Origin of the sequence: Providencia sp. PROV208, from assembly GCF_028479465.1 — a bacterium.
In the GTDB taxonomy this organism is placed as follows: Bacteria; Pseudomonadota; Gammaproteobacteria; order Enterobacterales; family Enterobacteriaceae; genus Providencia; species Providencia alcalifaciens.
This window is the reverse complement of record NZ_JAMPNS010000008.1, coordinates 153,565-166,625: the sequence shown is the minus strand read 5'-3', so window position 1 is coordinate 166,625 and position 13,061 is coordinate 153,565. Positions and strand designations below refer to the sequence as shown.

Below are 13,061 nucleotides of genomic sequence, written 5' to 3'. Positions count from 1 at the left end.
CTCATTGAAATCACACAATTCGAGCCAGGCTGTCTTTGGCTATCGCTTGGAACTCATTGAAGTTTTTAACATTAATGAGGCGTCGTGTTGTTTTTTCTTTGACGAAAGTAACAAATAGGTCATAAATTGCCATGGCTTCTTCATAGTCCGTTTTACTGATTGCCAGTAAGAAAATGACATAGGCGTTTTCTTTGGTTTCTTTGTTCCACTCGATGCCTTTTGGGGCAAGGATGGTTGTCACAACCGTTTTATTGGCGAGTAACCCTAAGGAGTGAGGTAGCGCAATGCCTTCACCGAGTAGCGTAGAGACAATGGATTCTCGCTCCTGCAATGACGGATAAAAATCGGCAGTGACATAGCCGTCTTGTTGTAATTTATGGCAGACCGTTTGGAATAACTCTTCTTGGCTAATTTTTTCATTGATAACCATAAAGAAACGTTCATCGAAGAAGCGCTCAATAATATAGGGACGGGTCTGATCCACCATCGCTAAGCGGCCCACTTGTTCAAGCTGGTAAGGTGTCGGGAATGGCGCAATTTTAATAACGGGTTTATTTTTCTCGGAAATCCGTACGGTGGTGATCACAAAGTCTTCCGTTATCTCATCCAGAGATTCGTACTCTTGCAAGGTGAGTCCACGGCTAAATTTCAGCTGCGGAAATTCCCGCATGATTTTAGATTCCACGACACGAAATGTGGAGTTACCCGCATCGGTCACTACGAGCACTTCCGTTTGGCGTGCAGACCCTGCCCCATAATTGCGTTCAAGACTAACGCCGATATGCACCGCCAAGTAGCCCAATTCATCTTCATTGATTGGGTGTGGAAGCAACTGTTTGCTTGCACTGGTTAACGCACTCAACGTGACATCATAGGCAAACGGATAATACTGCTTGATATCTGACAGGAGCGGATTTGGGGTAGATATATGGTATTGGAGCCGAGTAATTAAGGCGGCAAGGTGGGTATTTAAATCTTTTTTCAGCTTTTCATCATTACGCAGATCGTAGTTATACAAGTCATTGATATAATTTAAAATATACTCAGATAGTTCGTTGTGCTGGCTGTGTTTCTGCGAAGATGTATGTTGGTTACTGATGCGCTGCGCGATAATTTGATCATGTAAAAAACTCAGCTCAGCGGAAGATAAATCATTACCCAGAAAATAAATCAGCCCTTTGGAAATTTCATCGCAGGCTTGGTTGATGACCTCTTCGGATTCTTCATTTTTCACGCTGCTATTGAGTTCATGACCTCGGGTAATGCGCAAAATAGTCACTGCACAGTTAAAAACAAGGTAAAGATGACCCTCATTGCTGATGCGGATATCAAAGCGATTCAAACTGTTATGAACCACTTTATTAATGTAGGTTAAATCCAGATTATCAAGACTTTCAGGGTAGAAGGTTGCGAGGTCGGGGGTGATTTGTTCGCTGAATTGCCGCCATAATGCTTCAGTCATGCAGGCCCTAATTGCCCACTCACTTCCATTGAGACGAATTCCTTGGTGTGGAATACTTTCCAGTTGAACCTGATAGCGGTGAAGATGCTCTCTTACTGCGCCCATATCTTGTTGGATAGTGCTGCGGCTGACAAACCACTCTTCCGCGATATCATCGAGCTTGACGGGGAGTGATAGCATTAAGAGCTTGAGTAAGAGCGCATCAATGCGCTCTTTGCTCGTACGGGGGATCTGACCATGTTTATCATTTTGCTTGGTAAAGGCGGCAAAAGCCTCTGCATTTTCGATTTTTAATTGATAGCCACGACCGCGCTCATACACAATATGGGCACTATAATCTTTAATTAATTCGTTGATTTCATTGATATCAGAACGAATGGTTCGTGTAGAAACCGAAAAGTTTTTCGCTAATTCATCTTGAGGGACAACCTCATTGAGGATCCGAGAGAAAATTTGATTGTGTCGCTGCAAAATGAACAAAGCCACAAGAACCCCTTTAAAATCAAAAATAAAGTTCGGAGTTAGAAAACGGATGGTCTTTTAACTCTCTTATGGCTGGACTCTATCACAGTGGTATTAGGATAGCGGAAATATAAATGATGAATTTTGCGAATCTATTCGCAAATTTTGGACCATTTTAGTCATAAACTCTTTTTTCCTGCCTAAAAATTCCTTAAAGGGACTCTCCCAAGTCGATCAATAAACCTCTAAATGGTTTCTCAGCGGTAAAGGTCAGAATATTTTCATCCTGAATAAACAGCCCATCATTGCAATTCATCGAAAGAGATTGCCCCTCTTTTCCTTTTACCAGTAAACCGCCATGAATAGATTGCAAATAGGCGTTTTTACCCCGTAATAGGATAGTTTTTGATTCATGAGGTTCAAGATAAATCTGGCTTATCCAAATTTTTTGGCGAAGCTGTAAGCTATCTTCATCTCCCTCTGGTGAAGCAATCAGTTTGGAATCTTTCTCCGCTAACATCAATTTTTGTGGTGGCATAGATTCCTGCTGAGGACAGGCATTTAACCACAGTTGAAGCCGTGTTAATGGCGTCGTCTCACTGATATTATGCTCACTGTAACTGAGGTCAGGGCGAGGAGAGAAACTCACACATTCTCCCGCTTTTGCGCTGACGGTGTTGCCTAAATTATCACGGTATTCAGCTTGTCCTTGCAGGATAATATTCACAATATCAACGTGAGGATAAACTCTTGGTTGAAACGCGCTATTGGGCGCAAGCACTTCTTGATTTAGCACTTTCAAAGTTTTGAATCCCATTAAGTCTGGATCAAAATAGTGTCCAAACGAAAAGGTATAGCGAGCTTGTAACCAACCGTAGTCTGCTTTCCCACAATGGTTAACTGATCTCAAATTCATCATAATGGTTAACCCTCACTCAAAATATATAGCCAGTAATATATTGTTATAATAAATATCTGGACGTTGAATTGTTAGCCAGTTAATCTGTTTCCATTATTCAAATTTCCTGAAAGAGATACATCATGAGCAAAGAGAGAGCATTAACACTTGAGTCGTTAAGGGTGATGGATGCAATCGATCGGCGTGGCAGTTTCGCAGCAGCGGCAGAGGAATTAGGTCGTGTGCCTTCAGCATTAAGCTATACCATGCAGAAGTTAGAAGAGGAACTGGATGTCATTTTGTTTGACCGTTCAGGACATCGAACAAAGTTTACCAATGTCGGGCGCATGCTATTAGAGCGTGGTCGAGTGTTACTTGAAGCAGCAGATAAACTGACATCCGATGCAGAGGCATTAGCGAAAGGTTGGGAAACGCATCTGACCATTGTGTGTGAAGCGCTGGTTCCGGCTGAATCGCTATTTCCATTGGTCGATAAACTGGCTGAAAAATCCGACACTCAGCTCTCTTTAATCACGGAGGTATTAGCCGGGGCATGGGAGCGGCTCGAATCTGGGCGTGCGGATATTGTGATTGCCCCCGATATGCATTTCCGCTCATCCTCGGAAATTAACTCCAAAGTGTTATATACCCTGAATCATATTTATGTCGCGAGCCCTTCGCATCCGATTCATAAAGAGCCAGAGCCATTGTCTGAAACCACTCGAGTGAAATACCGTGGAATAGCGGTGGCAGATACGGCGCGCGAACGTCCGGTGATCACAGTGCAATTGCTAGATAAACAACAACGGTTGACGGTATCGAGCATTGAAGACAAACGTAAAGCGCTGATTGCAGGACTAGGGGTGGCAACAATGCCATATCCGCTGGTGGAGCAAGATATTAAGGAAGGGCGCCTGAAAGTTGTTGCGGCAGAATTTAGTCATGAGTCGAATATGATTATGGCGTGGCGACGCGATAGTATGGGGGAGGCTAAGTCGTGGTGCCTCCGAGAAATTCCCAAACTATTTAGATCTTGATCTCGTCATACTTCAAGCTGTAGCTGTGTTGGCTTCATAAAGTTACCCTAGTCACATACTTATGTATGCTCCTAGGGATAACTTCACTTGCCGCCTTGCTACAACTCGAATTATTTAGAGATCACTCGTGAGGCAATTCGGAAAAGCAAAAAGAAAGTAAAAATAAAAAAAGCCAAGACTGAAGCAGATATAAAGCAAAAAAAAGCACCTCGGACAAGAGGTGCAAAGGCATTTAACTTATGGATAAGGATGTTGGACTTGAGGGTACTTCTGACATAAAGATACTGCTGACTCCCTGCCTATAGGTAGGTATAGGCGAGGAAGTCGGGTCTAATTACCATTTTTTATTTAATAAATGGTCGATACTGAATTTACCTGGACCAGTAACAGCCAACAGAATGTAGCCACCTGCAATGGTCATATTTTTCATGAACATTAAGCTGTTTGGCTCAACGCTGAAATTCGTATGGAACAGCATCGCAGTTAAGAATGTGAATACTGCTGTAAAAATAGCGGTTGTACGTGTTAACAGACCAAATAACACCGCTAAGCCACCACCTAACTCAAGTAAAATAGTCAATGGCAGTAAAAAGCCTGGGACGCCCATGGCTTGCATATATTGTTGAGTGCCTTCATAAGCACCACCTAATTTACCGTAACCTGCGACGATAAACAGAACTGGCATCATAATACGTGCTAATAAAATAGCTCCACTTTCTAAATTTTTCATTGAGTCTCTCCAGATAAAACGGTCATTAAATATAAATAAAGTGCGATGTCTATCGCGTTGTAAGCTAAGTTTCAGCACGAAAAGGCTAGAAATCTTGGATGTGCGTATCTTATTACTTAGCTCATTCAATAAAAAGCTAAGCTTATTAACAAAGATAGACAAAAAAATTGAATATGTGTAATTGGGTGTGAAAAAAAATGAAAAAGGGAGGGTTTATCTATCTAATTGACGGGTAAAGACTATTTTATCTTAGTGAGATAGGTTACTTTTGATTGGCGCTATTTAGGCTATTTCTCAGCGTGCGGACTAAGCCCCATGCTGCAATCGCTTTCTTACTGAGGGAAATAAATCGGTTGGGGTGTTTTAACGTCAATATAGAGATAAGACCCGTCGCGGCAATAAAGATTGGGCGAAAGGTCATGATGGTTTGCCATGCTCGGTCATAAGGGGCAGTCGCTTGTAGCCACTCTTCTTTGCTTGCGGATAGCATAATGCGTTGCTGCTCGATATCAGCAACTAAACGTTGTTTTCTCTCTGCAAGTAATTGGCGTTTACTTTTGCTCATCATTATCTGTTCCTGCAAGTGCTTTGGCATCATTACGAAGCTGTTCACGTGTTGCAGTTAATAGTGTGGATTGTTTCGCTTTTTTTAATGTCCAAATAGCAAAAATAATAGCAAGTAAAATCAAAGTACCGGTGGTGATCGCGAAAGCTTGATAACGATAAATGGGATCAACAGACCAGAAGATAAGCCCAATAAGGCACATCAGACCAAATGCAGAAAATAAGAGAGTCAGCCCTGCTAATAATAATAATTGAACAAGGTTGAGTTTCTCTTCTTCTAATTCCACCGCAATAAGTTGAATACGGGTTTCTACCATATTCACGGCGATACCCGTAATTCTTTGCAGTGAATCTAGAACCCGCTTAGCGGGTCCTTGACGTGGTGATTGTTCCATAAGCGGTGATTAGCGTTTCGTGAGCAGCATGCCTAAAACCACACCGACTGCTGCGCCAATGCCTACACTTTTCCATGGATTTTCACGTACATAGCAATCAGCTTGACCTGCAATTTCTTTGGTTTGCTCAGTGATTTTATCACTTGCTTGACCCAGTTTTGCTTTCGAAGAGGAGAGAGCTTCACGGGCTTTAGCCTTTAAACTTTCAATCTCTTCTTTTGATTTATCTTGAGTACTATTCAGAATGGATTCGAGAGAGTCTGCGAGTGATTTAAGTTCAGCACGTAGATCTTCAGAAGAATGATTGGATGACATAGTAGAACCTCCTATCAATAGAAAAAGATCGTTTGAATACTACTACAATAGCTTTTTTTAGCTTAAGTGCAATCACTAATTAGAATAGATTGAGAATTGATAAAGGCGAGAAGCGGGAATAGTGAGTTACTCCCGCTATTGATTTAATTGAGAAACAGTTATCTATTTACGCGTAAATTTTTTCTTAATGACAACACCGATGCTACCGATAAGACCCAAAATGAGTAGACCAACAGGAATTAGCATCAGAACGTTCATAATTTGATGCTCGTATTGCTGGAAAATAGGGCTTTTACCGAATCCATAGCCGATAGCGGTTAAAATAAATACCCAGAGGAATCCACTCAACCAGTTGAACACTTGAAAACGCCCGTTTTGCAAGCCTGCAAGACCTGCAATGGTGGGTAATAGGGTTCGAACAAATGCAAGAAATCGACCAATCAGTAAGGCGGCTAAGCCATGGCGATGGAATAACCCATGAGCCCGTTGGTGATAGTGTTCGGGAAGGTGTGATAACCAACCTTTGACAATTGCAGTGTTACCCAGCCAACGCCCTTGAATATAACCCACCCAGCAACCAATACTGGCTCCAGCGGTTAAAATGACTAACGTTAATGGATAGCTAAGCGCATCTTTTGCGATGAGGACACCAACAAGGATCAGTAAGCTATCACCAGGTAAGAATGCAGCAGGAAGCACGCCGTTCTCCAATAAAAGGATCATGAACAGCATGAAATAAATGGACCATATCAACGATGGGTTGGATAAGGTTTCGTAATCTTGATGCCAAAGGGCGAAAAAAAGTTCTCTAACTAATTCCATTAATGTTTCCTAAACGGCAATAACAGCAACAAACATGTTGTTGGGCAGAAATGGATTAAGTAAATGCCGGAAGGAAAACGCTGTTTCTTCGGGCTGTTAGTGTAAAACCCGTCCACTTTAACAAAACAGAAAATAACTAAACAGTAAATTTTGAGCTTATTTTTAGGATTTATTTAAATTACGGCTGATTTTTACATTTACGCATCTCTGTGATGCGCTGTTTCGCTTCATTAAAAGCGTGAATGGCACTGGATGTGGCGCTCAAACCTCATTATTTGGCAGTAAATTTACGTTTAGTGAATTAAAAAATCACACGAACATATTGATAGCTAATCATTGCTTTTTAAGACTAATTACCTTATTGTAGGCGCATAGCAAAGGGGAGTAACTTCTTCTGTCGGATTATCGTCATTACGGTGCACACATTGCACCCGGTAACCGAGCACCACAATTTCCTTATCTTAGGTTATCTGTGTTGTAAGTGAGACCTTGCCAGAAGGCGAGGTTTGCTCATTGTTTACAACCGTGTAGTGATAACATAAGGTGAAAACAGTTTAAGCGGCTGATGTCTTCTGGATATCAGCCGTTTTTTGTTTTTAAGGAATCTAAATGAACTCTGTCGGTAATCCAGTTTTATGGGGCAGCTTTGCTGTCATGATACTCGTGATGTTACTCATCGATATGTTTTGGCAAGGAAAACATAAAGGTCAGGCGATGTCGATGAAACAAGCTGCGGGCTGGAGCATCTTGTGGGTTACGCTATCACTGATTTTTGCGGGCGGTCTCTGGTGGTACTTTAATGATACCGTTGGACCTGAAGTCGCTAACACGCAAACTATGGCATTCCTCACGGGTTATCTCTTAGAAAAAGCGCTTGCTGTTGATAACGTGTTTGTCTGGTTAATGCTATTTGGTTACTTTGCTATTCCAGCAAACTTACAGCGTCGTGTGCTAGTTTATGGTGTGCTTGGGGCTATCGTTTTACGTACCATTATGATTTTTGCGGGTAGCTGGTTAGTCACTCAATTTAGTTGGATCCTGTATGTTTTCGGCGCATTCTTGCTGTTTACGGGAATCAAAATGGCGTTCGCTAAAGAAGATGATTCACCCATAAATGAAAAACCGTTAGTAAAATGGGTACGTTCACATTTACGTATGACTGATGAGCTGCATGGTGAAAAGTTCTTTATTAAAAAGAATGGATTACTATTTGCTACACCATTAATTTTGGTTCTGATCTTAGTGGAAATCAGCGATGTTATCTTTGCGGTAGACAGTATTCCCGCTATCTTTGCTGTAACCACTGACCCGTTTATCGTATTAACCTCTAACCTGTTTGCGATTCTAGGGTTACGCGCCATGTACTTCTTATTAGCTGGCGTTGCTGAGAAGTTCTCAATGCTGAAGTATGGTTTGGCTGTGATTTTAAGCTTTATCGGTGTGAAAATGCTGTTGATGGATATTTTTCATATCCCAACTGCGGTTTCGTTAGGTACCGTTGCTGCGATTTTAGTTCTGACTTTAGTGATTAATACTATTGTGAATAAGCGCAATGAAGCGAAAAAACTAATTAACGAATAATCTTTTTCTTAAATTGAAAAGCTCCCATAAGTTAGCCATGACTTTGGGAGCTTTTTTATATCTAATGATTTATTGATTGTTCAACGAATAAAAGGATGCTCTGTGCAGCAAATCATGCGGGTTTTGCGGAAACTCTATAAATATGAAAATAGCCAATATGACGGAGAACGAGCCGTTTCTATTTATTCGGTAGATTGTTTATCTGATAAAGAGCGTAATGTATTAGAGGATTTTCAGTGGCAAGCTAATACAATTGAAGAGTTTGCAGACCATCAAGATATGGTTAATAAGCTGCACAGCCTAAAGCAAGTAAGTGTACTGACTCGCCAACGTTGCTTGGATGCTTTTGTCGCGGGTGTGGGCGGAAGTTATTTGCGAGGACGTTCAGTTTTAGGTGCTTACCATAAACTGAACGCTTTACCGGATCACGTATATGTAGAAAAACCGCAATATGCGTGTTGCTGGATCTGTAGTGGCTATAACAAACGTATTTATATTAATGATAGCTACTTCCAATACTGTTTATATTACGGAAATTCCTATACAGGAAATCCGAGCTATGCGTATTTAAATCTCCGACATTTAATGAAGATAGAGGCGATTAAACCCACCGATGACGATAAGAAAGTCTTTAACCAGCTGTTAGATTTATTACGTAATGCACCTGAAGATGAGACTCCTGGGAAATTTGAAAAGCGTTTATCTCAGGCAAAAATAGTTAAAGGCGATAAATATACATTGCGAGGCATATTACATTCACTCGCATTGATTGGCGTTATTCCTAATACTTTTATTTCACTGTCTCTCGATAGTTGGCATGACTTCGGTGATATTACTGGCGCAGAAAATCAGCTTAATAATACAAAAGGGCGTTCTGATATGGAGATGCCTTGGGCGGGATGGAAAGGCAGTTTGAAAATAGATGAAGAAAAAGTAGTGCATTATTTTGGTGACTATTTGACCAAAGGTTAAATCTTATTAGCAAGATTTTATGAAATTTAGGAAAACACCTTAGAGAGCCTCTAAGGTGTTTTTTTATTTTAACTGACTGAAAAGACTAAATCATTTTTAATGCTCTGTGTTTACTATAAGAAACAAAATTCTATTGTGATCACAGATATGTAAAATTAATGTTAATCATGCTCAATCATTGTGTATATTTTGAATAATAGCCTTTTCAGGAGATTAATATTCCTTATACTGGCTCGGCAAACACATTTAATTCCTAAAAAAGATAAATCATAAAGGTCTATTATGGATACAAATAAAACAGGGTTATGGCGAGTAATTAGTCAAGGTAGTTTGGTCAAACAAATCCTAGTGGGCTTGATTGCGGGTATCTTATTGGCATGGTTATGGCCATCCGCAGCAAAAAATGTTGGCTTATTGGGTGACTTGTTCGTGAGCGCATTAAAAGCGGTTGCACCGGTGTTGGTTTGGGTGTTAGTCATGGCATCGATAGCTAACCATCGCCAAGGGCAAAAAACCAGTATTCGTCCCATTCTCGTGCTGTATATTTTAGGAACTTTTTTCGCGGCGGTTGTTGCGGTAATCGGTTCGTTTATGTTCCCATCAAACTTGATTTTAGCTATGGGGGACACTCAACTGACTCCTCCGGGGAACATTGCTGAAGTTTTAAAGGGGTTATTAATTAATATCTTTGCTAACCCCGTTGATGCATTAATCAAAGGTAACTATATCGGCATCTTAGCATGGGCGATTGGTTTAGGTATTGCACTGCGTCATGCGAATGAATCGACCAAAACGATGATCCACGACTTCTCTTTAAGCGTGACTCAACTGGTTCGTGTGGTTATTCGTTTAGCGCCATTAGGTATTTTCGGCTTAGTGTCTTCAACTATCGCCACCACAGGTTTTGAAACGTTAAAAGGCTATTTCCACGTACTCGCAGTATTACTGGGCTGTATGATTATCGTGGCATTAGTGGTTAACCCATTGATTGTTTATTGGAAAATCAGACGTAACCCATATCCATTAGTCTTTGCTTGTTTACGTGAAAGTGGCGTGACGGCGTTCTTTACCCGTAGTTCCGCAGCGAACATCCCTGTGAATATGGGCATGTGCCGCCGAATGAATTTGCATGAAGATACGTATTCTGTCTCTATCCCATTAGGGGCAACAATTAACATGGGTGGCGCAGCGGTTACTATTACGGTGTTGACGCTGGCCGCTGTACATACACTGGGCATTCCTGTTGATATTCCTACTGCGCTGTTATTAAGTGTGGTGGCTGCGGTGTGTGCGTGTGGAGCATCAGGTGTTGCGGGTGGGTCATTACTGCTGATCCCGCTGGCGTGTAATATGTTTGGTATTTCTAATGAAGTGGCGATGCAAGTGGTTGCCGTGGGTGTGATGATTGGTGTTCTGCAAGATTCCGCAGAAACCGCATTGAATTCCTCAACTGACGTGTTATTCACTGCGGCAGTGTGTTTATCGGAAGATGATAGACTGGCGCAGGACGACGCTGAGTTATCCCAAACTCAAGATTAAGTTTGTTGTCGATTAAAACGAAAACCCGCTGATTTAGCGGGTTTTTTATGTGAGAGATATTTTACAGCTGATAAGCAACTTTCATGCCTTGCTCTATGGCTCGGCGTGCATCTAATTCTGCTGCCACATCCGCGCCCCCAATCACATAGGGGTGTATCCCAATTTCTTCCAGCTCTTGCTTCAATGGGCGATACGGCTCTTGTCCCGCGCATAAGATGATATTATCAACGGCAAGACATAAGTTTTCATCTTGATAACGAATGTGTAGCCCATCATCATCGACATTCATATATTCCACGCCATTGAACATTTCAACGCCACGTTTCATTAATGATAAACGATGTACCCAACCCGTCGTTTTTCCAAGACCAGCGCCGACTTTGCTGTTTTTTCTCTGTAATAAATAGAGGTGTCGAGGTGTGGGTTCAAGCTGTTTTTTGGGTGAGAAAACGCCACCTCGGGTTGTGATAGATGTATCAATATTCCATTCATGATTGAATTTATCGTCGTCTAAACTGCTGCTGACCCCTTGTTGGGTAAGCAGCTCTGCCACATCAAATCCAATACCACCCGCACCAATAATCGCGACGTTTTTACCAACACTATCGGGCTGCTTTAAGGCATCGATATACGACATGACTTTGCGGTGGTCGGCTCCCGCGAGATGAATAGCACGAGGGACAACGCCTGTTGCAATGATAACTTCATCAAATTTGATTAAATCATTTGCTTGAGCAAGCTGTTCTAATCGAACATCAACATTGAGCCGTTGTAATTGGCGTGAAAAATACCGCAAGGTTTCGTAAAACTCTTCTTTGCCTGGAATCTGTTTAGCAAGATTAAATTGTCCGCCAATTTGGTTGCTACGCTCAAATAGCGTGACTTGATGACCGCGTTTCGCGGCATAAATGGCGCAAGACAGCCCCGCAGGACCTGCTCCCACAATCGCCACTTTTTTGGGTTTGTCAGCTAATTCATTGGGATAATCCATCTCTCGCACGGCTTGTGGATTGACTAAGCATCCGGCTAATTTCCCATTAAAAATTTGGTCGAGACAGGCTTGGTTGCAACCAATACAGGTGTTTATCTCATCAGCTCGACCTTCTTGAGCTTTTGAAACAAAGGCTTCATCAGCAAGAAAAGGACGAGCCATCGACACCATATCAGCTTGGCCGCTAGCAATAATTTGCTCTGCGACAAAGGGGTCATTGATACGATTGGTCGTGATGAGGGGGATATTCACTTTGCCCATTAATTTTTCAGTCACCCAACTGAATGCTTTGCGGGGCACCAACGTGGCAATGGTTGGCACGCGTGCTTCATGCCAGCCTATCCCGGTATTGATCATCGTGGCACCTGCATTTTCTATCTCTTTTGCAAGTTGCTCTATTTCATCCCACGTAGAACCTCCCTCCACAAGATCTAGCATCGATAGCCGGTAGATAATGATGAATTTTTCTCCAACGGTCTGGCGAATGCGCTTAACTATTTCAATGGGGAAACGAATCCGATTTTGATAGCTACCGCCCCATTCATCGGTTCTGTGATTGGTACGCGATGTAATAAATTGGTTGATAAGATACCCTTCGGAACCCATCACTTCGACACCATCATAGCCTGCCTGCTGAGCCAGTTTTGCGGTATTCACGAAGTTATCTATGGTTTTCTGTATTTCATCGCGACTTAATTCGCGAGGCGGAAAGGGGGTAATTTCTGATTTAATTGGACTAGGAGCCACTAATGCAGGATGCATAGCATAGCGACCCGCATGCAAAATTTGTAAGGCGATTTTTCCATCAGCTTGATGTACTGCTTCGGTGATTTGCTGATGAAAAGGCAGTTGGTCTTGGTGGTTTAAAATGGCACCGTGAGGCGCCAAAACACCTTCAGGATTCGGGGCAATCCCTCCGGTGATAATGAGACTCACGCCATTTTCTGCACGCAGGCGATAAAAATGGGCAAGACGTTGGCTTCCTTGAGGATGTTCTTCTAAGCCGGTGTGCATTGAACCCATCAATATGCGGTTTTTAAGTACGGTATGCCCCAAATCAAGTGGGGTAAAAAGATGTGGAAAATTGCTCATAATGGCTCCCATTTGGGGCTGTCAATAACAGGTCAGATGAGTTAACTGTAGCCTAATGGGCAATTGAATTAAAAATAATGTTAAAAAATTGTGATTTTTATCATATGTTTTACGTGGGAATTAATAAATTCACAGGACTATTTCTTTTGATTTATTTTTCTGTCATAAAAAAGGATTACAACAACAGACTGTTATCATCAT

At 41.8% G+C, this 13,061-nt stretch carries 12 protein-coding genes; 4 read left to right on the top strand and 8 right to left on the bottom strand.

The features are described 5' to 3' along the window. Positions 1–10 precede the first annotated feature (10 nt). Positions 11–1,948 (bottom strand): BglG family transcription antiterminator, encoded by a 1,938-nt coding sequence (locus PR766_RS07200; RefSeq protein ID WP_006659135.1) that lies wholly within the window; start codon positions 1,946–1,948, stop codon positions 11–13. A gap of 187 nt (positions 1,949–2,135) precedes the next feature. After that, positions 2,136–2,843: a pirin family protein gene (locus tag PR766_RS07195; protein WP_006659136.1), complete on the bottom strand. Its 708-nt coding sequence runs from the start codon at positions 2,841–2,843 to the stop codon at positions 2,136–2,138. Between the two features lie 122 nt (positions 2,844–2,965). On the opposite strand from PR766_RS07195, the gene PR766_RS07190 reads away from it, so the two are divergent. Continuing rightward, a complete protein-coding gene (locus PR766_RS07190; RefSeq protein ID WP_006659137.1) occupies positions 2,966–3,859 on the top strand; it encodes a LysR family transcriptional regulator in 894 nt (297 codons plus the stop codon). Between the two features lie 334 nt (positions 3,860–4,193). On the opposite strand, the gene PR766_RS07185 is transcribed toward PR766_RS07190, so the two are convergent. From PR766_RS07185 to PR766_RS07165, 5 genes are all read right to left on the bottom strand, one after another. Further along, the gene (locus tag PR766_RS07185; RefSeq protein WP_006659138.1) at positions 4,194–4,589 is read right to left on the bottom strand and encodes a DoxX family protein; all 396 of its coding nucleotides are present in this window, start codon (positions 4,587–4,589) and stop codon (positions 4,194–4,196) included. 262 nt (positions 4,590–4,851) lie between these two features. Next, positions 4,852–5,157 carry a YqjK-like family protein gene (locus PR766_RS07180; protein WP_006662924.1) on the bottom strand — a complete coding sequence of 102 codons (306 nt, stop codon included), beginning with the start codon at positions 5,155–5,157 and terminating at the stop codon, positions 4,852–4,854. Further along, positions 5,141–5,548, bottom strand: a complete 408-nt coding sequence (locus PR766_RS07175; protein ID WP_006659140.1) for a phage holin family protein — start codon at positions 5,546–5,548, stop codon at positions 5,141–5,143. Before PR766_RS07175 ends, PR766_RS07180 begins: the two co-directional genes overlap by 17 nt. 9 nt (positions 5,549–5,557) lie before the next feature. Continuing rightward, positions 5,558–5,863 (bottom strand): DUF883 family protein, encoded by a 306-nt coding sequence (locus PR766_RS07170; protein WP_006659141.1) that lies wholly within the window; start codon positions 5,861–5,863, stop codon positions 5,558–5,560. Between the two features lie 162 nt (positions 5,864–6,025). Next, on the bottom strand, positions 6,026–6,685 hold the full coding sequence (locus PR766_RS07165) for a DedA family protein (protein ID WP_006659142.1): 660 nt from the start codon (positions 6,683–6,685) through the stop codon (positions 6,026–6,028). A gap of 609 nt (positions 6,686–7,294) precedes the next feature. Here PR766_RS07165 and PR766_RS07160 point away from each other — a divergent pair. From PR766_RS07160 to sstT, 3 genes are all read left to right on the top strand, one after another. Then, complete coding sequence (locus PR766_RS07160; protein WP_006662925.1) at positions 7,295–8,266, top strand: TerC family protein; 972 nt, start codon at positions 7,295–7,297, stop codon at positions 8,264–8,266. A 102-nt stretch (positions 8,267–8,368) separates the two neighbouring features. After that, positions 8,369–9,238, top strand: coding sequence for a hypothetical protein (locus PR766_RS07155; protein WP_230086775.1), 870 nt, complete (start codon positions 8,369–8,371; stop codon positions 9,236–9,238). Between the two features lie 282 nt (positions 9,239–9,520). Then, positions 9,521–10,777, top strand: coding sequence for a serine/threonine transporter SstT (gene sstT, locus PR766_RS07150; RefSeq protein WP_036959973.1), 1,257 nt, complete (start codon positions 9,521–9,523; stop codon positions 10,775–10,777). A 61-nt stretch (positions 10,778–10,838) separates the two neighbouring features. Here sstT and PR766_RS07145 read toward each other — a convergent pair whose 3' ends face one another. Then, positions 10,839–12,860 carry an NADPH-dependent 2,4-dienoyl-CoA reductase gene (locus PR766_RS07145; protein WP_154636112.1) on the bottom strand — a complete coding sequence of 674 codons (2,022 nt, stop codon included), beginning with the start codon at positions 12,858–12,860 and terminating at the stop codon, positions 10,839–10,841. Positions 12,861–13,061 lie beyond the last annotated feature (201 nt).